We start from the raw sequence: 21,023 nt of genomic DNA, 5'->3' as shown, positions 1-21,023 counted from the left end.
TAGATGACAGCAAAGCGTATGACCCTTCGGCGCCAAGCCGCTACAGCCTTGCTGTTGCTATCCTCTTCCATGGCAGGGGTGGCGCATGCCGAAACCCTGCAGGGCGCGCTGGCCAAGGCCTATCGCACCAATCCGACCCTGACCGGCGCACGCGCCGGTCAGCGGGCGACGGACGAGAATGTCCCGATCCAGAAGGCGGCGGGGCGGCCCACGGCCAATTCGCAGCTCCAGTTCCAGGAACTGGTGGTGCGCCCGTCGAACAGCTTCCTGGCGCCGCATCGTTCGGCCAATGCCAGTGCCAGCATCGATGTGCCCATCTATTCCGGCGGCACCGTCCGCAACAGCGTGAAGGCAGCGGAAACGCGCGTCGAATCGGGCCAGGCCAATCTGCGCGGGACCGAGGCGAGCGTGTTCTCGCAGACGGTCGCCGCCTATATGGACGTGATCCGCGACAGCGCGCTGGTGTCGCTCAACGCGGCGAATGTGAAGGTGCTGGAGGTCAATCTCCAGGCGACCAACGACCGGTTCGAGGTCGGCGATGTCACCCGCACCGACGTAGCCCAGTCGGAATCGCGTCTGGAGCTGGCCCGGTCCGACCTGCAGCGCGCCGAATCCAACCTGATCACCAGCCGCGAAAATTATATCGCGATGGTCGGCGAGGCGCCGGTCGATCTGGAATCGCCGCCCGCTCTGCCGGGCCTGCCGGCCGATCCCGACAGTGCCGTGCGCGTCGCGCTGGCCGATAATCCCGATATCCTCGCCGCGCAGAAGTCGCGTGAGGCTGCGCGTTATGACGTGAAGGCGGCCAAGGGCGCCACGCTGCCGACCCTGAGCGGTTTCAGCCAGGGTAGCTATACCGACTATATGGACAAGGACATTGCGGCCAACAAGCAGGCGGCCGTTGGTGCGACCCTGACCATTCCCTTCTACCAGGGCGGTCGCCCGGCCGCCCAGGTGCGCCAGAGCCAGGCGCTCGAGTCGCAGTCGATCGAACGGCAGATCGAGGTCGAGCGCGGCGTGATCTCGCAGGCGCGCGCCGCCTATGCCGCGCTGCAGGCGTCGCTGCGCACGATCCAGTCGAGCCAGAAGGCGGTCGATGCCGCCGAACTGTCGCTGGAAGGCGTGCGCGCGGAAAATTCGGTCGGCAGCCGCACCATCCTCGACATCCTCAATGCCGAGCAGGAATCGCTCAACGCCAAGGTCGAACTGGTGACCGCGCGCCGCAATGCCTATGTCGCCGGCTTCACCCTGCTGGCCGCGATGGGCCATGCCGAGGCCGACGATCTTGGCCTGGAGAGCGGCACCCTCTATGACCCGATGGTCAATTATGACCGGGTCGAGGGCAAGTGGTTCGACTGGGACTATGACGGCAAGCCCCAGGCGGTTTCGACACGTACCGTTGACACGCCGGCTCAAAACGCCAAAGTCGATGCCGCGCAGCCTTAACCGCTTGTTAACCTGAACAGGTAATCTTGGCGGAATAGGTGCGGAATGAAATTTGGACGGGAATTATCCATGGGTGACATGACCAAGGAACCCTCGATGGAAGAGATACTCTCGTCCATCAAGCGGATCATCGCCGAAGAGGGCGAGGATGCCGTTCAGGCCGCGCCGCAGCGCCGCCAGAAGACCCCGATCGACCTGAGTGCCGCGTCCCATGCGGTGATGTCGGCCGAGGTCGAGGAAGTGCTGGAACTGACCGACGAGATTCCGGTGGAGGAAGTGATGCCCGCGCCCAAGTCGACCCGCGCCGTGAAGGCCGTGGCCCCGTCCGAATCGGACGGCGACTCGATCCTGTCGGTGGAAAGCGAAGTGGCCGCGCGTCATTCGCTCTCGGCCCTGTCCACCATGCTGGTCAGCCCGCGCGAGGGCGAGGACAATACGCTGGAGGCTCTGGTTCGCTCGATGCTGCGGCCGATGCTCAAGGAATGGCTCGACGCGCGCCTGCCCGCGCTGGTCGAGGACATGGTCGCCAAGGAAATCTCCCGCATCACCGGCCGCTGAGGCCGACAGGCCGGCGATCGCGCGCCGGCCTCTTGCCGGGGGCGTAAGGCACGCCTAGACCACGGATCATCTCATCGACGCGCCCGGCCGTGCATCGCATGCGCCGGCACGCCGTGTTTTCGATCCGAGGGTGATTTTTCCATGAAACATATCCTGCTTGCCGGCCTTGGCGCATTGGCCCTGTCGCCGATGCTGTCGTCTGCGCTGGTGGCGCCGGCGGCTGCCCGTCCCTTCACGCCCAATGACATGGTGTCGCTGGACCGGGTGTCGTCGCCGACCGTGTCGCCGGACGGCAAGTGGATGGCCTATCAGCTGCGCAGTACGGATCTCGCCAATAATCGCGGCCGCACCGACCTGTATCTGCTGGCGATCGACAAGGCGGGGCAGGTGCCCCGGCTGATCGCATCGGTGCCCGACAAGAATGAGGCGTCGCCGGTCTTTTCGGCCGACGGCGGCGCGCTTTATTATGTCTCCAACGCCAGCGGCGACGACCAGTTGTGGCGCGCGCCGATCGCGGGGGGTCAGCCGGTGCAGATCAGCAAGGCGCCCGGTGGCATTTCCGGTTTCTTGCTGAATCCCCAAGGTGACAAGGTGGCGCTATGGGCCGACCGGCCGGTCGGTGCGCGCACGATCGACGATGTGCAGGCGCCGACCCCGCCGAGCGCGGGCAGCGGCCGGGTCTATGACCAGCTGTTCGTGCGCCACTGGGATACGTGGAGCGATGGCCAGCGCTCGCAGATATTCGTCATGCCGGTCGCGGGCGGCAAGGCGGTGTCGGTGATGGGCGGCCTGGTCGGTGACAGCCCGTCCAAGCCCTTTGGCGGTGCCGAGGAACTGGCCTGGAGCGCGGATGGCAAGACGCTGTTCTTCACCCTGCGCGAGGCGGGGCGGATCGAGCCGCTGTCGACCAACCTCAACATCTTCAGCGTACCGGCCGACGGCAGCGCCAAGCCGGTCAACCTGACCGACGCCAATGATGCGACCGACACGATGCCGGTGGTGTCGCCCGACGGCAAATGGCTGGCCTATGCCGCGATGAAGCGGCCGGGCTATGAGGCCGATCGGTTGGTGCTGATGCTGCGCAACATCGCCACAGGCGAGACGCGCGCGCTGACCGAGGGCTGGGATCGTTCGATCGGGTCGATCGCCTGGGAAGCGCATGGCAAGGGGCTGCTGGTCACTGCCAATGACGTGCTCGACAATCCGGTGTTCCGGGTGGACGCCGCATCGGGCAAGGTGACGCGCCTCACCGAAAAGGGCCATGCCGGCAGCGTCGTGCCGCTGCCCGATGGCGGTTTCGTCTATGCGCTGGACAGCATCCAGTCGCCGGCCGATTTCTGGAAGATGCCGGCGAAAGGCAAGCCGGTGCGCCTGACGAATGTCAACGCGCAGAAGCTGGCCGGGGTGGACGACGTGTCGGTCCAGCGCTTCAGCTTCAAGGGCGCCAATGGCGACACCGTGTGGGGGCAGATCGTGAAGCCCATGGGCGCTAAGGGCAAGCTGCCGGTCGCCTTCCTGGTGCATGGCGGGCCGCAGGGCAGCTTCAATGACAGCTGGTCCTATCGCTGGAACCCCAAGGCGTTCGCGGCCCATGGCTATGCCGCGGTGATCGTCGATTTCCATGGCTCGACCGGCTATGGCCAGGCCTTCACCGATGCGATCAACCAGGACTGGGGCGGCAAGCCGCTGGAGGATCTGAAGCTGGGCCTGGCAGCGGCGGCGGCGAAGGACGCCAATGTCGATGCCAAGAATGGCTGTGCGCTCGGCGCCAGCTATGGCGGTTATATGATGAACTGGATCGAGGGGCAGTGGGCCGACGGCTTCAAGTGCATCGTCCAGCATGACGGCGTGTTCGACGCCCGCGCCATGGCCTATGAGACCGAGGAACTGTGGTTCGACGAATGGGAGCATGGCGGCCCCTATTATGAGAAGCCGGAGGAGTTCGAGAAATGGAACCCGGTCAATCATGTCGCCCAGTGGAAGACGCCGATGCTGGTCGTGACCGGCGAGAAGGATTTCCGCATTCCCTATACCCAGGGGCTGGCCGCCTTCACCGCCTTGCAGCGGCGGGAGATTCCGTCGCGCCTAGTCGTCTTCCCGGACGAGAATCACTGGGTGCTGAAGCCCAAGAACTCGCTGCAATGGTATGACGAGGCGCTGGGCTGGCTGGACCAGTGGACCGGCGCGGCCAAGGAGAAATGAGCCTTTGAGGGCCTGGCCCGGCCTGCTATATTGACCCCATGGCAAAGATGAAGGTCGATATCGTCGATGGTCCCATCGACCTCGGCAAGCCGGGCAAGCCCAGATACCGGACCGTCCACAAGGACGGCAAGACCGTCAAGCTGCGGGTGGTCGATGCCGACAGCCCGCAGTTCGAGGCCGAATTCCTCGCCTCCTTCCGCGCCAGCGTTCGCAAGGCGCGGGAAGAGAATAAGGCGATCAGGGACAAGATTTGATCGGCAAGGGCCATGCGCGGCCGCGCCTGTGGATCGTCGCAGGCCCCAATGGCTGTGGCAAAAGCTCGGCCTATGGTCGCAGCGACGTGGCCGAATTTGATGGTTCGGTCTGGATCATCAATCCCGATCTGCTGACCGCCCGGTTGCGGGAAAGCGAAGGATTGGTGCAGGATGCCGCCAATCTGGCGGCCGTGCAGAGGATCGAGGCCTGGCTGGATGCGTCGATCGACGTACATCAGACCATCGGCGTCGAGACTGTGCTGTCCAGTCCCAAATATCGGCGGTTGGTGGAGAAGGCACGGGCGCGCGGCTTCGAGATACGGCTGATCTATGTCTATCTGGATTCGGTGGAGCGCCAGCTGGAACGGATCGCCTATCGCGTGGCGAAGGGCGGGCATGATGTGCCGGCCGACAAGGTGGCGGCGCGGCGCATAAGATCCTTCGCGCAACTGCGCTGGTTCTTCGACCAGGCGGATCGGGCCTGGGTGTTCGACAACAGCCTGAGCGAACCGCAACTGGTCGCCCGAAAGGGGGATGGCAGCATCACGATCCGCGCTGGCCTGCCTTCGGAAGTCATGGATAGCCTGATCTGACGCGCGCCATGCCTTGCGTGTCGTGCGGCAGGCGTTAAAGCGCGATCATGACCGAACTGCCCAAAACCTTTGACCCCGCCGCCATCGAGACCCGCTGGTACCAGCATTGGGAGGCCAATGGCCTGTTCCGTCCGGACCGTCCGGGCGCGGAACCCTTCACCATCGTCAATCCGCCGCCGAACGTGACCGGCAGCCTGCATGTCGGCCATGCGCTCGACAATACGCTGCAGGACATCGTCGTGCGTTACGAGCGGCTGCGCGGCAAGGATGCGTTGTGGGTGGTCGGCACCGACCATGCCGGCATCGCGACCCAGATGGTGGTCGAGCGGCAGTTGAACGCGGCCGGGCAGAAGCGCACCGATTTCAGCCGCGACGATTTCGTCGCCAAGGTGTGGGACTGGAAGGCGGAAAGCGGCGGCGCGATCACCAGCCAGCTACGGCGCCTCGGCTGTTCGATGGACTGGGCCAATGAGCGCTTCACCATGGACGAGGGCTTTTCCAAGGCCGTCATCAAGGTGTTCGTGGAGCTGCACCAGCGCGGCCTGCTCTATCGCGACAAGCGTCTGGTCAATTGGGACCCGCATTTCCGCTCGGCCATTTCCGACCTGGAAGTCGAGACCAAGGAAACGCAAGGCGGCTTCTGGCGCTTCCGCTATCCGCTGGCGGACGGCGTGACCCTGGCCGATGGCAGCGACCATATCGTCGTCGCTACCACCCGGCCGGAAACCATGCTGGCCGACATGGCGATCGCCGTGCATCCCGACGATGCCCGCTATCAGGCGGTCATTGGCAAGGAGATTCTCCAGCCGATCACCGGCCGCCGCTTCAAGATCGTCGCCGACGAACATGCCGATCCGGAACTGGGTTCGGGCGCGGTCAAGATCACGCCGGGCCATGACTTCAACGATTTCGAGGTCGGCAAGCGCGCGGGCATGAAGGCCGCGGACATGCTCAACATGTTCGATGCCGACGCCAATGTCGTGCAGACCGCCGACGGCCTGATCCCCGATCGTTTCCTGGGGCTGCACCGCTTCAAGAAGGACGGCGTGGACGGCGCGCGCGAAATCGTCGTCGCCGAGATGAAGGCGCTGGGCCTGCTGGTTCCGCACGTCACCAAGAACAAGGAAGGCGAGGACGTCGCCGCCGATTTCGAGCCGCGCACGATCCAGACACCCTATGGCGACCGTTCGGGCGTGGTGATCGAGCCCTGGCTGACGGATCAATGGTATGTCGACGCCGGCAAGCTGGCGGTGGCGCCGATGCAGGCGGTGCGCGACGGCCGGATCGAGATCGTCCCCAAGAGTTGGGAAAAGACCTTCTTCAACTGGATGGAGAATATCCAGCCCTGGTGCGTGTCGCGCCAGCTCTGGTGGGGCCATCAGATCCCGGCCTGGTTTGATGATGAAGGCAATGCCTATGTCGCCGAGACCGAGGAAGAGGCGCAGCTGCAGGCCGGCAACAAGAAGCTGGTCCGCGACCCTGACGTTCTCGACACCTGGTTCTCGTCCGCCTTGTGGCCGTTCGGCACGCTGGGCTGGCCGGAACAGAGCGAGACGCTCAGCCGCCATTATCCCAATGACCTGCTGATCTCCGGCTTCGACATCCTGTTCTTCTGGGATGCGCGCATGGCGATGCAGGGCATGGAGTTCATGGGCGATGTGCCGTGGAAGAAGCTCTATCTCCATGGCCTGGTGCGCGCAGCCGACGGCCAGAAAATGTCCAAGTCCAAGGGCAATGTCGTCGATCCGCTGGGCCTGATCGAAAAGTTCGGCGCGGATGCGCTGCGCTTCTTCATGGCGGCGATGGAAAGTCAGGGCCGCGACGTGAAGATGGATGAGAAGCGGGTCGAGGGCTATCGCAACTTCGCGACCAAGCTGTGGAACGCGGCGCGCTTCCTGCAGGCCAATGGCGTCACGGCCTCGACCAGCCGCGAAGCGCCGCATGCCACGCTGCCGGTCAACCGCTGGATCATCGCCGAAACGGTGGCGACGGTGCAGGCGATCGACACCGCCATGGCCGAACTGCGCTTCGACGCGGGCGCCAACGCCATCTATCACTTCGTCTGGGACCAGTATTGCGACTGGTATATCGAACTGACCAAGGGTTCGATGGACGACGAGACGAAGGCCGTTGCCGGCTGGGCGTTCGACCAGATCCTGGTGATGCTGCACCCCTTCATGCCCTTCATCACCGAAGAATTGTGGCAGCTGACCGGGCAGCGCGCGCAGGAACTGATCGTCGCGGAATGGCCGGTCGCTCTCTATGAGGTCGACACCGATGCACAGGGCGAGATCGACTGGCTGATCCGGCTGGTGAGCGCGATCCGCACCGCGCGGACCGAACTCAACGTGCCGCCGGGCGCCAAGCTGCGCATGGTCGTGCGCGATGCGGCGGACGCAACCCGTGGCCGCCTGGATCGCCAGGGCGCGGCGCTGGCGCGTCTGGGCCGGATCGAGAGTCTGGCCTTTGGCGAGGATGTCGCCGGCGGCGCGGCGCAGATCGTCGTCGACGAGGCGACCTTCATCCTGCCGCTGGAAGGCGTGATCGACATTGCGGCGGAAAAGACCCGCCTCGAAAAGGCGCTGGCAGCGGCGGCTAAGGAGCGGGATTCGCTGGGCGGTCGCCTGTCCAACCCGGCCTTTGTCGAGAAGGCCAAGCCCGAGGCCGTTGCCAAGGCGCGCGAGGATCATGCCGAAAAGACCGCCGAGGCGGAAAGGCTGAAGGCGGCACTGGACCGGCTGGGCTGAGCCGCCTAGCCTGCGCCGCAATCGGGGATAAGGGGTAAGGGCGAATGGCAGCAGGGGCACAAGGGGCGCGGGACCTGACACAGGGGCCGATCGCCTCCACCTTGCTGACATTCGCCATCCCGACGCTGGCGTCCAATATCCTCCAGTCGCTGAACGGATCGATCAACGCGATCTGGGTCGGTCGCTTCCTGGGGCCACAGGCGCTCGCCGCGACGGCGAACGCCAATATCATCATGTTCCTGATGTTCTCCGTCGTGTTCGGCTTCGGCATGGCGTCGACAGTGATGATCGCGCAGGCGGTCGGCGCGCGCGACATGGATGCGGCGCGGCGGGCGTTTGGTTCGGCGGTCGGCTTCTGCTTCCTGCTGGCCATGGGCGTCGCGGTGGCGGGCTGGTTCGGTGGGCCGGCGCTGCTCCATCTGCTGGCGACCCCTCCCGAAGCATTTGATATGGCACTGACCTATTTGCGCGTCATCTTCGTCGCGATGCCGGCCTCGCTGCTGAGCGTGATGATGATGATGGGGCTGCGCGGCACCGGCGACGCGCGCACGCCGTTGATCTTCATGATCCTGTCGGTGGCGATCGACCTGGTGCTCAATCCGGTGCTGATCCTGGGGCTGGGTCCGATCCCGGCCATGGGCATTGGCGGTTCGGCGGCGGCAACGGCGGCGGCGGGGTTCGTCAGCCTGATCGCGCTGGTCATCTATACCTATGCCAAGGATCTGCCGTTGCGGCTTCGCGGCGCCGAGCTTGGCTATCTCAGGCCCGCGATGGACGAGATGCGGGTGCTGTCGACCAAGGGCCTGCCGATGGGCCTGCAGATGATCGTCATGTCGACGTCCGGCCTGGTGATGATCGGCCTGGTCAATCGCGAGGGGTTTCTGGTGACGGCGGCCTATGGCGCGGCGCAGCAGATCTGGACCTATCTGCAGATGCCGGCGATGGCGATGGGGGCGGCGGTCAGCGCCATGGCAGCGCAGAATATCGGCGCAGGACGCTGGGACCGGATCAGCCGGATCACCGGCTATGGCATATCCTATCTGCTGGCCATCACCGGCGCGATGGTTGTCGTCATCCTGATCTTCCATGAAGCGCTGCTGGCGCTGTTCCTGAGCCATAACCAGGCGGTGATCGATGCGGCCTGGAACATGCAGTTGCTGGCGAGCTGGAGCTTCATGCTGTTCGGCTGCACCATGATCCTGTTTGGGGTGATGCGCGCCAATGGCGTGGTGGTGGCGCCGCTGCTGATCCTGGTCTTCACCCTCTTCGCGGTGCGGCTGGGCTTCTATTATCTCGCCTATCCCCGGATCGGCGCGGATGCGCTGTGGCTGAGCTTCCCGGTGGGGTCGGCGGTGTCACTGACGCTCGCGGCTCTGGTCTATTGGCAGGGCGGCTGGCGCAAGGCCAAGCTGATGGTGCCGATGCATGAAGAGGAATGCCGCGAGGCGGTGCATAGCGAGACCGAGCCGGCCGGTCGGATCGCGCCGACCGGCTGAAGCCGGAGCGCCGCTCAACGGCCCTGGTTGCGCCAGCGGGTGATGGTGCGGGTAAGGATGTCGTCCTCGCCGCCGGCCTGGCGCCAGAGCTGGGTGAAGCTTGGATCGCCCGAGGCGGGGCGCCGCGTTTCTTCCAGATTGTCGAGCGCGACGCGGATCGGCACGGCGACGCCTTCGCCGCAGATGATCGCCTCCCGGTTGCGCAGGGCAGGAATCGAATCGAGGAAGCCACGCGCGCCTTCGGGCATGGCCGCCTTCACGAAGGCCTGGTCGCGGTCGTTGTTGAGGCGCATCGAGATGATGGTGCCGCACTGCGACAGCACGCCCTCGGCCAGGTCCGACGGACGCTGGGTGATGAGGCCCAGCGAGACGCCATATTTGCGGCCTTCCTTGGCGATCCGCTCCAGGATGCGGCGCACAGCCTGGCCGCCGCCGGCGGTGCTGGCGGGGATGTAGCGATGGGCTTCCTCGCAGACCAGGAGGATCGGCCGCTGCGGTTCGTCGCGCGCCCACAGCGCATAGTCGAACACCAGCCGCGATAGCACCGAGACGACCACCGAGGTGATGTCGGAGGGCATGGAGGACACGTCGATGATCGAGATCGGTTTGCCGCCTGAGGGCAGGCGGAAGATCTTGGCCAGGAAGGCCTGCATCGAATCCGCCACCAGCATGCCGGAGAACATGAAGGAATAACGCGGATCGCCCTTGATCTCGTCGACCTTGGACTTGAGGCGGATATAGGGAAGGGAACCAGTACCCTTTTCCAGCTTGCCCATCTCATTCTGCAGGATCGCGGTCAGATCGGACAGAAGATAGGGGACGGGCGAATCCACCGTCAGGCGGCCGATGCTCTCGGCCAGGCGGTTCTTCATTCGTGCGGCGAGCAGGCACTTGGCGAGAATGTCGCAATCCTGCGTCCGTTCGGCGCCCTCCGAGGTGACGAACACCTCGCAATGTTCCTCGAAATTCATCAGCCAATAGGGCAGGGCGAGGTTGTTCACGTCGAACACCGCGCCATTCTGCTGAAAGGCGGCACCATATTCGCCATGGGGATCGATCATGACGATATGCCCTTGCGGCGACAGGTCGCAGATACGGTGCAGGATCAGCGCCGCGCTGGTCGACTTGCCGGTGCCTGTCGAACCCAGGAGCGCGAAATGCTTGCCCAGCATTGAATCGACATAGAGGGCGGCGCGGGTGTCCATGGTCGGATAGACGGTGCCGATCTGCACATGGGGGCGATCGTCGGCGGCATATATCTGCTGCATGTCGTAACTCGACACCGGATAGATGTCGGTGCCGGGCGTAGGGTAACGGGTGACGCCGCGCCGGAAGCCGTAGATTCGGCCCGTCAGCTTCTCCTCGTCGCCTTCGCCCAGGAAATCGATGTCGGCAATGATCGCGCCGCCATTGCTGCGGTCGAGGACGAGTGAACGGATATTGGCGATCAGCCAGCGCTCGCCGACGCGCATCTTGACCTGGCTGCCAACCTGGCCGGCCATCGCGATGCAGGGATCAAGATCATGGGTGAAGGCGGAAAGGCATTGGGGATCGACCATTACCTTCGAACTGGAGCCGGCGATCTGGAATACCATGCCGAGCGGCTGGATCAGGCCGGGGGCTGGCGGCGATGAGGCAGGCGCCCTGTCGTGCGAAAATTGTTGTGCGCCCGGCATCTGGGTCATGTGCCTCTATTGTCCCCCCGTTGCCGGATGGCCCGGCAACCCAACAGCTTGGTATCCATGGGAGGTAAATATTGGATTACCCGACTGGGCATCGCATGATCCCGCTTGCGGCTCGCTCCAACGCGCAGGGCAGGGAACAGAGGGGAGTTTGAGGCATTGGAAGCCTGCCACAATCAGGATTTTCGCTTGCCCGATATCGTCTTGGCCAATGCGACGCGCCGTTCCGACGCGATCGCGATTGCGCGTGTGATCTGCATTCTGGGTGTCGTCTATGTCCATGCCTGGACCGGACGGAATGGCCAGGATCTGGAATTGCTGCGTGGCTCCCCGCAGGAAGGGCTGCGCTGGGTGCTGATGGAGATTTTCGGCCGCAGCGCGGTGCCGCTGCTGGGCCTGATCTCCGGCTGGCTGGTCGGCGGGTCGGCGCGCACGCGCAACTGGTTCGATCATGTTGGGCGCAAGGCGCGGACGATCCTGCTGCCGATGCTGTTGTGGAATGCGGTGGCGATCCTGCTGGTATCGGGCGCAGCCTGGCTGCTGGGCCTGTCGGCGCCGGTGCCGCAATCGGGCGGCTGGATCGCCGAGGAATTGTTCATCATCAACCGCAATCCGGACATCAATGTCCAGATGCCGTTCCTGCGTGACCTGTTCCTGTGCATGGTCGCCGCGCCATTATTGGTGCGGTTGCCCAACTGGATGCTGATGGCGGTCGCGCTGGTGGCGCTGTCATGCCAGATTGCCGGGCTTGGGCCGCCAGTGCTGATGCGTCCGTCGATCCTCTTCTTCTTCACCATCGGCATATTGGTGCGGCGCGAGGGCTGGGCGGACCGGGCGGCGGCGGTGCCAATGCTGGCGGCTTCCTTGCCCTTCGGCCTGCTGATGGGCGCGCAGCTCTATGTCTCGCTCAAGGGCGGGGCGGGGCTGGCGCCGCTGGCCCTGGCGTGCCTCGACATGGCCGTGCGCATGGCCGCATCGCTCTGTTTCTGGCGCTTGGCCTGGGCACTGGCGGAAAGCCCGGCGCGGGGCCTGCTGATGCGGGTCGAACCCTATGCCTTCTTCCTCTTCTGCGCCCATCTGATCCTGATCTGGCTGGGCGGGCCGCTACTGGGGCAATTGTTCGGTCCGCTCGGATCGCCGCTCTATCCGCTCTATCTGATCGCCCAGCCCTTCCTGGTGCTGGCGGTGGTGATCCTGATCGGCAACCTGATGCAGCGCCTGTCGCCGACCATGGCCGGGCTGATGAGTGGCGGCCGGCTGGCCGCCACCTGAGGCATCAGGCCAGTTCGCGGGCGCCGATCGCCTGTGCCGCTGCCATGGCGATCTCATAGCTGCGCTTGCGTGCCGCCGGATCGAAGATCTGGGCGGCGATGATCACCTCATCCACGCCGGTGCGATCGATGAAGGCGGCCAGGTCGCGCTCGACATCTGCCTGGGTGCCGATGCTGGAGGCGCTCAGGACATCGGACAGCATGGCGCGGGCCTGCATCGGCAGGCTGTCATAATAGCCTGTCAGCGGCGGTTGCAGCTTGCCGGGCTGGCCGGTGCGCAGCCGCACGAAGGCCTGCTGCATCGAACTGGCGACCAGTTCGGCCTCCGCCGCACTGTCGGCCGCGAAGACATTATAGCCGGCCATGGCATAGGGGCGGTCAAGCTGGGCCGAAGGGCGGAAGTCGCGGCGATAGATGGCCAGCGCCTCGTCCAGCGCGGCCGGAGCGAAATGGGAGGCAAAGGCATAGGGCAGGCCGAGCGCGGCCGCCAGTTGTGCGCCGTAGAGGCTGGAGCCGAGAATCCAGAGCGGGACATTGGCGCCTTCGCCTGGCGTGGCCTGAATGCCCAGTCGATCGTCGCCGGCGAAATAGGCCTGGAGTTCGACCACGTCGCGGGGGAACTGGTCGGCGGCGCCGCTGAGGCCGCGACGGATGGCCTGCGATACTTTCTGGTCCGAGCCGGGCGCGCGGCCCAGGCCCAGGTCGATGCGGCCGGGGAACAGCGCGTCGAGCGTGCCGAATTGTTCCGCGATCAGCAGGGGCGCGTGGTTGGGCAACATGATGCCGCCTGCGCCGATGCGGATGGATGAAGTCGCCTGGCCGATATGGGCGAGCACGACGGCGGTGGCGGCCGACGCGATGCCGGGCATGCCATGATGTTCGGCCACCCAGAGGCGGTGATAGCCCAATGCTTCGACATGGGCGGCCAGATTGGCAGCGTCGGCAAGGGCGGCGGACACGTCGCTGCCTTCGCGGACAGGAACGAGATCAAGGACAGAGAAGCGGGTCATGGCCGCCATATGGGGCCATGGTCAGTTTTATTTCAATACCGAATATCAGCCGGCGCGACCAAAGCCCTGTGGTTCGACGCGGCGGCCGAAGGTGGGGCGGCGCGCGACCAGCGGATTGGCGTCGCGATCGAGCAGGGCCATGGTCTCGGTAAAGCAGGGGCGCAGCGCGACCACGGTCTCGATCAGTTCGTCCGGGCTCTCGCGAAATTCGACGCAGCGGCGTGCGACCATTTCGATCTCCTCGGCCATGGCGCTGAGCCGATGGGCGCCGAACTGAGCCGATTCGCCCTTCAGCGTATGGGCCGGACGGACGAGGGACACGGCATCGCGATCGCGAAAGGCCTGCTCGATGCTGCCGATCGCCTTTTCGCCATCTTCGCGGAAATAGCCCAGAATGCGCATGAAAGCCGTACCCAGCTCCGTGCGGGTCCGGGCAAAATCGTTCCAGTCCACCAGTTCGGTAGCGTGTTCGGGCACCTGCGCACTCCTTTCCTGACGCTCGCGAGATTAGCCGGCGGGCGTAAACAGCCGGTTAAGCCGGCACCTTGCTGAGTGCGAAACGCTGCGGGGAAAGGGCGGAAAATTGCCATCCATGCTGCTGCGCCAGCGCTGCCAGTTCGCGTGGGGCGATAGCGTCGTCGGCATCGATCGTCACATGATCTGCGTCACGCATCGCTCGGGCGGCGCGCAGGACGGGCCAGGGACATTTCATGCCCCTGGCGTCGATATGGAGGGGGGCGGCCTCAGGGCCGCCCCCCTCATTTGGCATAGGGGTTCTTGGCGCTGCGCAGCGTCAGGCGCACCGGCACGGCGCCGAAGCCCAGTTCCTTGCGGATGCCGTTCACCAGATAGCGGCGATAGCTTTCGGGCAATTCGTCGAGCCGCGTGCCGAACAGCACGAACGTCGGCGGGCGCGTCTTGTTCTGGGTGATGTAGCGCAACTTGATCCGCTTGCCACCCGGTGCCGGGGGCGGGTTGGCCTCCAGCGCGGCTTCGAACCAGCGGTTGAGCACGCCGGTCGAAATGCGCTGCGACCAGGCGGTGCGGGTTTCGAACGCGACCTTGATCAGGTCATCGAGCCCCTTTCCGGTGGCGGCCGACACGGTCATGATCGGCACGCCGCGCACCTGTGCCAGGCCGTCGAACAGCGCCTGCTTGATGCCCTGATAAAGGGCCGAGCCATGTTCCACCGTATCCCATTTGTTGAGGGCGACGATGAGGGCGCGGCCTTCCTCCAGCACCTTGTCGGCGATGCGCAGATCCTGCGCCTCCAGCCCGCGGGTGGCGTCGAGCAGCAGCACCACGACTTCGGCGAAGTTCACGGCGTTCAGGCCATCGGACACGGCCAGCTTTTCCAGCTTGTCCTGCACCTTGGCGCGCTTGCGCATGCCGGCGGTGTCGATCAGGCGGACCGGGCGTTCCTCGCCCTCATAGCTGGTCCACATCCAGTCGACGGCAATGCTGTCGCGGGTGATGCCGGCTTCCGGGCCGGTCAGCAGGCGATTCTCGCCGAGCAGCCGGTTGATGAGGGTCGACTTGCCGGCATTGGGGCGGCCAACGATCGCGAGCTTGAGCGGCGCGCTCTCTTCGTCCTCGTAAAATTCCTTCTCATGCTCTTCGCCATCCTCGCGCTCGAGATAGGGGAGCAGCGCCTGGAACAGGTCGGCCAGACCCTGGCCATGTTCGGCGGAGAAGGGGATGGGTTCGCCCAGGCCCAGTATGAAGGCTTCCATGACGCCGGCTTCGGTCGCCTTGCCCTCGGCCTTGTTGGCGACCAGGATCACCGGGGCATCGCCCTCGCGCAGCCAGCGGGCGATTTCCTCGTCCAGCGGGGTGATGCCGGCGCGGGCATCGACCATGAACAGGGCGACGTCGCAATTCTCGACCGCCGCCTGGGTCTGCATGCGCATGCGGCCGGGCAGGCTGTGGGGATCCTCATCCTCATAGCCGGCGGTGTCGATGATGGTGAAGTCGAGGCCCAGAAGATGAGCCTCGCCCTCGCGCCGGTCGCGGGTGACGCCGGGCTGGTCATCGACCAGCGCCAGCTTCTTGCCGACCAGGCGGTTGAACAGGGTGGACTTGCCCACATTGGGCCGCCCGACAATGGCAACTGTGGGCAGCATGATGTGGGCCCGTTTCCTTTCTATCGCTGCCCTTAACGCAGCGCCGTCAGCTTGCCGTCATCGGCAAGGATGTAGAGCATGTTGTTGGCGACCACCGGCGAGAGCGACATGGACTTGTTCATGTCCACTGCCTGCTGGATGGTGCCGGTCGCCGGATCGACATAGTTGAGATCGCCATGGGTCGATACCAGAATCAGGCGGCCACCGGCAAGGACCGGGCCGGTCCAGCGGATCGCCTTGTCCTTCTTCTTTTCCTTCTGCCAGCGGCGCAGCTGGCTGATCCAGCGGATCTTGCCGGTCGCACGGGCGACGCAGAGCAGCTTGGCGTCGCTGGTGACGGCAAATACCCATTCACCCGCGATCCACGGAGTGGAGATGCCGGCGATGTTGATTTCCCACAGGCGCTGGCCGCTGGTGAGTTCATAGGAGGCCATGCGGCCGCCCTGGCCGATCGCGAAGACGCGGCCGCGGTCGATCACCGGATCGGCGTCGATGTCGGTCAGCGAGGCAACGGCGGTGGAGATGCTGGTGCGCGAGAGCGCATCGCCCCACAGGGTACGGCCATTTTCATAGCGATAGGCGTTGATTTCGCCAGAGCTGTAGCCTGCGATCACCGTGCCCTGCGCGGCGGCCGGAGCGGCCACGCCGAAAATGCCGGTCACCTGCAGTGTGCCGCTGTCGGTCCACTGGGTGGCGCCGTCGCTCTGGTTGAGGGCGAAGATCTGGTTGTCCTGGCCCATCACATAGACATGGCCATTTTCCAGCGTCGGGGCGCCGCGCAGCGGGCCGCCGGGATGGACCTTCCACCCGATCGAGCCGTCGGCGACGTTCATCGACACGACGTCGCCCACGCCGGTGCTGGCGAACAGCTTGTCGCCCAGGACGCTGACGCCGCCGCCGAACAGGGCGCGGCCATTGCCTTCGGCCGGAAGGCTGGTCTGCCACAGCTTCTGGCCGGTGTTGGCATCCATGGCGATGACATGGGCGCCGGCGTCGATCACGAACAGCTTGCCGCCGGACACGACGGGGGCGGAGGCCAGGCGCGCCTGGGGCGTGCTGCCTTCGATCGATGCAGTCCAGGCCTGCTGCGGCGCTGCGCCCAGCGCCAGATGGCCCATCGCCTTGGACGGATCGCCGCCCGGCTGCGACCATTGGTCATTGGCGTAGGATTCGGGCAGGGTGACGGGCACGTCGGCCAGGGTCGGATCGACTTCGATCCCCTGCTCGTTCGACAGGATAGAGGTGCGGTTGCCGACCACCGGGGTCTTGGGGCCGCCCTTCTTGCCGCCGACCACGCCGCAGCCCGCCAGCATCGCTACCAGGGCAACGGTGGTCAGGGTACGGCCCATCGAGCCGAATTTCGTGATGCTGTGCTTAGCCATGCGCTTGCTTATCCCTGTACCGGTTCGGCGGGCGTTTCGACCGCATCAATTCCCAATAGCCCCGCCATCTGTCGCGCACGTGAACGGATCGACTGGGGCACATTCTCGTCCTTGGCCATGGCCGCGAACATCGGGCCGGCCAGTTCGGGCTTGCGCATCTTCATATAGGCGATGGCAACCAGTTCACCGGCGCTGCCGAACCAGGGCGCGCCCTCGACGGCGAGGGGCTTGAGGCGATCGACCACCTGCTGCGGCTTGAGCGCATCGAATTCGATCGTGGTCTGACGGATCAGGGCCAGGTCGCGATAGGGCTGGTCGAGCGAGCTGTCTGCCGCCAAAGCCTTGTAGGCTTCGATCGCGGCCTTGTTGTCGCCCTTGCGCGCGGCGAGGCCGGCCTTCACCAGCAGGGCGGAGGCGCGATAGCCGGGCTGGCTGGCCTTGGCCAGGGCATCGACATCCTTGGCATCGGGCGTGCCACCACCGACCGCCGTCGCCAGCATCTTGTCCATCTGTTCGGACACGGCTTCCGACTGGGTCTTGCTGTAATGCTGCCAGTAGAGCCAGCCGCCAAAGGCGGCGAGGCCGACGATCAGCAGGACGGCCAGGGCGCGGCCATAACGCTGCCAGAAGGTCAGGAGCTGGTCCTGGCGGACGGCGTCATCGACCTCCCGCATGAAGGCTTCGCTGTTTTGCGGCGTCAGGGCCACGGGAATCTCCGAAAAATGGTCATTAGGGGCAGCCGGAAGGCGGGATCATTAGCGGCGTGGCAGAGACTCGCAAATCACTTTTTCGGCCGATAGACCTGATCATCGCCCGGAAAGCTGCGATTGCGCACCTCCGCGGCATAGCTTTCCGCCGCCTGGCTGATCGTTTCGGCAAGGTTGGCGTAGCGTTTCACGAAGCGCGCGGTGCGTTCGAACATGCCCAGCATGTCCTCCGCCACCAGCACCTGGCCATCGCACCGGGCCGATGCGCCGATGCCGATCACGGGTATGTCGACGCTGGTCGTAATGATGTCGGCCAGTTCCTCCATCACCCCTTCGACCACCATGCCGAAGGCGCCGGCGGCGGCCACGGCCTTGGCGTCGCCCAATATCTTGGCATGTTCCTCCTGGCTCTTGCCGCGCGCGCCATAGCCGCCCAGCGCATTCACCGCCTGCGGCGTCAGGCCGATATGGGCCATCACCGGGATGCCGCGCTGGGTGAGGAAGCGGATCGTTTCCGCCATCGCCTCGCCGCCTTCCAGCTTGACGCCGGCGCAGCCGGTTTCGGCCATGACGCGGCTGGCACTGGCAAAGGCCTGCTGGGGCGATGCCTCATAGGAGCCGAACGGCATGTCGACCAGGACGACGCTGTGATAGCTGCCGCGCACCACGGCGGCGCCATGGGCGATCATCATGTCGAGCGTGACCGGCAGGGTGGAGGGCAGGCCATAGATGACCTGCGCCAGCGAATCGCCGACCAGCAGCATGTCGCAATGCGGATCGAGCAGTTGCGCCTGACGCGCGGTATAGGCGGTCAGCATCACCAGCGGCTCGTCGGTCTTGCCCTCGAACTTGCGGCGCTGGATCTGGGGCACGGTCAGCCGCTTCATCGGCGCGGGCGTGGGATTGGCGCGGCTGGTCGCGGTGTCGAGCGTGAAGGTCGTGGACATGGGCGCGGTCTAGCCCAGCGCGGGGCGGCGTGCAAATGCCAGACCGGCCGGTGCGGCATGATGCGCGCGCCGGCCGGCCGTCCTGTCCGTGTCCGATCGGATCAGAAGGAGAATTTGATCGTGCCGCCCCAGGTCTGCGGATCGCCGACCTGGCCGGCGATCAGGCCGGTATTGCCCGGCGCGACCTGAAGATTTTCGATATAGTTGACGTCGAAGGCGTTGCGCACCCAGCCGAACACATCGAATCCTTCGCCGCGGAAGCCGGCGCGGACGTTGGTCAGGGCATAGCCCTTCACTTCGGTGTAGATGGATGGCGAGGCATTGCTGTTCCAGTGCGAACGATAATTGCCGTCGACGCCCAGATAGAGCTGCCCGTCCTTCGCCAGCAGCGTGACCGGGATGTTATATTCCGCGCCGTAGGAGAAAGCCCATTTCGACACGCCGGGCAGATCCTGACCGGAAATGTCGCACTGGCGCGGGCTGAGTGCGCCGGGAACGCCGGGCTGCGAATAATCCGGGGTGGCGCCCGACGGCTGGTAGGTGCCGCCGGACAATTCGGGCGGGCAGGGGGCGTCGACGAACTTCTTGTATTTGGCGTCGGTGAAGGCGCCATTGGCATAGGCGGTGAAGCGGTCGCTGGCGACGATCTTGAAATCTGCCTCGATCCCCTGCGAGCGGACCTTGCCGGCATTGGCGAGATAGCCGCGCACCGTGCCGAACTGGCCGCCATTCACGGTCGCCTGGAAATTCTTGATGTCGGTGCGGAAGGCGGTGAGGTTGAAGGTCGCCCGGCGATCCAGGAACTGGGTCTTGAGGCCGATCTCATAATGATTGACCGATTCCGGCTTCACCGTGCTGGCGTCGTAATTGACCGTGTTGTCGGCGTTGAGCGGCAGGCCATTCTGGTTGATGCCCAGCGTCTTGAAGCTCTTCGCATAGGTCGCATAGGCCAGCACGTCCGGCGCGATCTTGTAGTTGACGTTGAAGTCATAGGTGAAGTTCCAGGCGCTGTCGGACGGGGAACTGACCTGGGGCTGATAGACGCCGCACTGCTGGGTTGTGCCCTTGATGGTGCCGGGTTCCGCGACCGTCGTGCAGCTGATGGCCTGGCCCTGCGCATTGGTGACGACACGCTGGTAGAAACCGGACTTCTTGTCATAGTTCAGGCGCACGCCGGGCTGGATGGTCAGGGCGTCCGTGACCTTCCAGCTGAGCTGGCCGAACAGGGCGGCGCTGTCGGCCTTGAGCCATTGCGTGTTGCTGGCGGTCAGGCCGGCCAGAGTGGCCGGAATGTTGGCGGGGTTGTTCGGGTCGGTCGAGGGGGCAAGGCTCCACTGGGCGGCATCTTCGCCCTGCTGTTCGGTGCCCTGGGTGTCGATCCGCTGCTTGAAGCCGAACAGGCCGACGACGAAGTCGATGTCCTTGCTCTCGTAATTATAGCGGAATTCCTGGCTATACTGGTCCTGCTGCGACGGGTTCTGCGACTTGGAGACGATCGACAGGCCGGTGAAGTCGCGGTCATTTTCCGGCTTCCAGTCCCAGAAGCGCCAGGCGGTGACCGAGGTCAGCGTGCCGGGGCCGACATCCCATTTGATCTTGGCCGACACGCCGCCAATCTTGTTGCCGGCATTGAGGTTGGAATCGAGATCCGTCAGCCGGTCATAGGGGTTGCGGCTGGGCACGACATAGCCCTGCGCAGCGGCGAGCGCATCATATTGGCGATTGAGCGGACGCTGGGTCTTGCCGACGCGAACGAAGGTGGTGCCGCAGCATTCTGGATCCTGCTTGCTATAGTCGCCCGACAAGGTGAGGCTGAAATCCTCGGTCGGCTGGAACAGCAACTGGCCGCGAATGCCCAGATTGTCCTGCTCGTTGATCCAGCGCTGGCTGGTCACATTGTAGAGTGTGCCGCGGCGGCTGGTGGCGGCGACGGCGATGCGGGCGGCGATCGTGTCGGTCAGCGGGCCAGAGACGGCGGCCTTCGCCTGCTTGTAGTTCAAATTGCCGACCGTCAGTTCGGCGCGGCCCTCGAAGTCGAAGGTCGGCTGGTTGGTCGTGATGTTGATCGCGCCCGCCGTGGTGTTCTTGCCATAGAGCGTGCCCTGGGGGCCGCGCAGCACTTCCACCTGGTTGACGTCGAGAAAGTCGAAGGTCGCGGCGGCGACGCGGCTGTTATAGACATCGTCGACATAGATGCCGACGCCCTGTTCGAAGCCGTCGCTGGTAAGGCCGAAGGGCACGCCAAGGCCACGGATGTTGACCGAGGTGTTGCGCGGATTGGTGGTGTAGACCTGCAGCGTCGGCGCGAGCTGCTGCAGCTTCACGATGTTGAAATTGCCGGTCGCCTCGATGCTGTCGCCCTTGACCACGGAAATGGCCAGGGGCACTTCCTGCGCGGTCTCCTGGCGGCGGCGGGCGGTGACGACGATCACGTCGCCGCGCGGATTGGCTGCCTGCTCTTCGCCGTCAACGGCGGGTTGGGCGGCTTCAGCCGCAAAGGCGGCAGTCGTGACGAATGACGCGCTCGCCACGCTGGCGAGCAACAGAAAACGCGCAATCATGTTCTTCCCCTTGGTTCCGGAGGTCCGGTGAGTTTTGATCGCGG

The 21,023-nt window shown here is 65.0% G+C and carries 17 protein-coding genes; 8 read left to right on the top strand and 9 right to left on the bottom strand.

From position 1 onward, the window contains the following. Window positions 1-3: 3 nt before the first annotated feature. From N6H05_RS23095 to N6H05_RS23065, 7 genes are all read left to right on the top strand, one after another. Complete coding sequence (locus N6H05_RS23095) at window positions 4-1,446, top strand: TolC family outer membrane protein (RefSeq protein ID WP_502958948.1); 1,443 nt, start codon at window positions 4-6, stop codon at window positions 1,444-1,446. A gap of 69 nt (window positions 1,447-1,515) precedes the next feature. Next, window positions 1,516-2,004, top strand: a complete 489-nt coding sequence (locus N6H05_RS23090) for a DUF2497 domain-containing protein (RefSeq protein ID WP_004210714.1) — start codon at window positions 1,516-1,518, stop codon at window positions 2,002-2,004. Window positions 2,005-2,145: 141 nt separating this feature from the next. Next, complete coding sequence (locus N6H05_RS23085) at window positions 2,146-4,206, top strand: alpha/beta hydrolase family protein (RefSeq protein WP_284111836.1); 2,061 nt, start codon at window positions 2,146-2,148, stop codon at window positions 4,204-4,206. A 38-nt stretch (window positions 4,207-4,244) separates the two neighbouring features. Next, entirely contained in the window at window positions 4,245-4,460 is a 216-nt protein-coding gene (locus N6H05_RS23080) for a hypothetical protein (RefSeq protein ID WP_284111835.1), read from the top strand. Next, a complete protein-coding gene (locus N6H05_RS23075) occupies window positions 4,457-5,053 on the top strand; it encodes an ATPase (RefSeq protein WP_284111834.1) in 597 nt (198 codons plus the stop codon). The genes N6H05_RS23080 and N6H05_RS23075 overlap by 4 nt, the downstream gene beginning before the upstream one ends. 47 nt (window positions 5,054-5,100) lie before the next feature. Continuing rightward, a complete protein-coding gene (locus N6H05_RS23070) occupies window positions 5,101-7,800 on the top strand; it encodes a valine--tRNA ligase (RefSeq protein WP_284111833.1) in 2,700 nt (899 codons plus the stop codon). Window positions 7,801-7,844: 44 nt separating this feature from the next. Beyond that, window positions 7,845-9,296, top strand: coding sequence for an MATE family efflux transporter (locus tag N6H05_RS23065; protein WP_048938582.1), 1,452 nt, complete (start codon window positions 7,845-7,847; stop codon window positions 9,294-9,296). 14 nt (window positions 9,297-9,310) lie between these two features. On the opposite strand, the gene N6H05_RS23060 is transcribed toward N6H05_RS23065, so the two are convergent. Continuing rightward, a complete protein-coding gene (locus N6H05_RS23060) occupies window positions 9,311-10,981 on the bottom strand; it encodes an ATP-binding protein (protein ID WP_284111831.1) in 1,671 nt (556 codons plus the stop codon). Window positions 10,982-11,167: 186 nt separating this feature from the next. Here N6H05_RS23060 and N6H05_RS23055 point away from each other — a divergent pair, with 186 nt between their 5' ends. Beyond that, window positions 11,168-12,250 carry an acyltransferase family protein gene (locus tag N6H05_RS23055; protein WP_284111830.1) on the top strand — a complete coding sequence of 361 codons (1,083 nt, stop codon included), beginning with the start codon at window positions 11,168-11,170 and terminating at the stop codon, window positions 12,248-12,250. 4 nt (window positions 12,251-12,254) lie between these two features. Here the strand turns inward: N6H05_RS23055 and N6H05_RS23050 are convergent, their stop codons facing one another. The 8 genes from N6H05_RS23050 to N6H05_RS23015 all read right to left on the bottom strand — a co-directional run bounded on the left by N6H05_RS23050 (window position 12,255) and on the right by N6H05_RS23015 (window position 20,979). Beyond that, the gene (locus N6H05_RS23050; RefSeq protein WP_284111829.1) at window positions 12,255-13,259 is read right to left on the bottom strand and encodes an LLM class flavin-dependent oxidoreductase; all 1,005 of its coding nucleotides are present in this window, start codon (window positions 13,257-13,259) and stop codon (window positions 12,255-12,257) included. Between the two features lie 45 nt (window positions 13,260-13,304). After that, window positions 13,305-13,736 (bottom strand): Hpt domain-containing protein, encoded by a 432-nt coding sequence (locus N6H05_RS23045; RefSeq protein ID WP_010338559.1) that lies wholly within the window; start codon window positions 13,734-13,736, stop codon window positions 13,305-13,307. A 55-nt stretch (window positions 13,737-13,791) separates the two neighbouring features. Beyond that, window positions 13,792-14,028: a sulfurtransferase TusA family protein gene (locus N6H05_RS23040; protein ID WP_284111827.1), complete on the bottom strand. Its 237-nt coding sequence runs from the start codon at window positions 14,026-14,028 to the stop codon at window positions 13,792-13,794. Continuing rightward, window positions 14,018-15,382: a ribosome biogenesis GTPase Der gene (gene der / locus N6H05_RS23035; RefSeq protein WP_010338561.1), complete on the bottom strand. Its 1,365-nt coding sequence runs from the start codon at window positions 15,380-15,382 to the stop codon at window positions 14,018-14,020. Before der ends, N6H05_RS23040 begins: the two co-directional genes overlap by 11 nt. Window positions 15,383-15,414: 32 nt before the next feature. Further along, window positions 15,415-16,764 (bottom strand): outer membrane protein assembly factor BamB family protein, encoded by a 1,350-nt coding sequence (locus N6H05_RS23030; protein WP_284111826.1) that lies wholly within the window; start codon window positions 16,762-16,764, stop codon window positions 15,415-15,417. An 8-nt stretch (window positions 16,765-16,772) separates the two neighbouring features. Next, window positions 16,773-17,471 carry a tetratricopeptide repeat protein gene (locus N6H05_RS23025; protein WP_037516363.1) on the bottom strand — a complete coding sequence of 233 codons (699 nt, stop codon included), beginning with the start codon at window positions 17,469-17,471 and terminating at the stop codon, window positions 16,773-16,775. Between the two features lie 74 nt (window positions 17,472-17,545). Beyond that, window positions 17,546-18,418 carry a 3-methyl-2-oxobutanoate hydroxymethyltransferase gene (gene panB, locus N6H05_RS23020; RefSeq protein WP_004210735.1) on the bottom strand — a complete coding sequence of 291 codons (873 nt, stop codon included), beginning with the start codon at window positions 18,416-18,418 and terminating at the stop codon, window positions 17,546-17,548. Between the two features lie 101 nt (window positions 18,419-18,519). Next, entirely contained in the window at window positions 18,520-20,979 is a 2,460-nt protein-coding gene (locus tag N6H05_RS23015; protein WP_284111825.1) for a TonB-dependent receptor, read from the bottom strand. Window positions 20,980-21,023: the final 44 nt, after the last annotated feature.

The sequence above is a fragment of the Sphingobium sp. WTD-1 genome (assembly GCF_030128825.1).
GTDB lineage: Bacteria > Pseudomonadota > Alphaproteobacteria > Sphingomonadales > Sphingomonadaceae > Sphingobium.
This window is presented reverse-complemented; position numbering and strand designations above follow the sequence as displayed.

Excerpts from the sequence above, each read along its gene's own strand:
- N6H05_RS23085 (WP_284111836.1), top strand. The coding sequence starts at position 2,146 with ATGAAACATATCCTGCTTGCCGGCCTTGGCGCATTGGCCCTGTCGCCG.
- N6H05_RS23040 (WP_284111827.1), bottom strand. The coding sequence starts at position 14,028 with ATGCCAAATGAGGGGGGCGGCCCTGAGGCCGCCCCCCTCCATATCGAC.
- N6H05_RS23030 (WP_284111826.1), bottom strand. The coding sequence starts at position 16,764 with ATGGCTAAGCACAGCATCACGAAATTCGGCTCGATGGGCCGTACCCTG.
- der (WP_010338561.1), bottom strand. The coding sequence starts at position 15,382 with ATGCTGCCCACAGTTGCCATTGTCGGGCGGCCCAATGTGGGCAAGTCC.
- N6H05_RS23060 (WP_284111831.1), bottom strand. The coding sequence starts at position 10,981 with ATGACCCAGATGCCGGGCGCACAACAATTTTCGCACGACAGGGCGCCT.
- N6H05_RS23065 (WP_048938582.1), top strand. The coding sequence starts at position 7,845 with ATGGCAGCAGGGGCACAAGGGGCGCGGGACCTGACACAGGGGCCGATC.
- N6H05_RS23070 (WP_284111833.1), top strand. The coding sequence starts at position 5,101 with ATGACCGAACTGCCCAAAACCTTTGACCCCGCCGCCATCGAGACCCGC.
- N6H05_RS23080 (WP_284111835.1), top strand. The coding sequence starts at position 4,245 with ATGGCAAAGATGAAGGTCGATATCGTCGATGGTCCCATCGACCTCGGC.
- N6H05_RS23050 (WP_284111829.1), bottom strand. The coding sequence starts at position 13,259 with ATGACCCGCTTCTCTGTCCTTGATCTCGTTCCTGTCCGCGAAGGCAGC.
- N6H05_RS23090 (WP_004210714.1), top strand. The coding sequence starts at position 1,516 with ATGGGTGACATGACCAAGGAACCCTCGATGGAAGAGATACTCTCGTCC.
- N6H05_RS23015 (WP_284111825.1), bottom strand. The coding sequence starts at position 20,979 with ATGATTGCGCGTTTTCTGTTGCTCGCCAGCGTGGCGAGCGCGTCATTC.
- panB (WP_004210735.1), bottom strand. The coding sequence starts at position 18,418 with ATGTCCACGACCTTCACGCTCGACACCGCGACCAGCCGCGCCAATCCC.
- N6H05_RS23095 (WP_502958948.1), top strand. The coding sequence starts at position 4 with ATGACAGCAAAGCGTATGACCCTTCGGCGCCAAGCCGCTACAGCCTTG.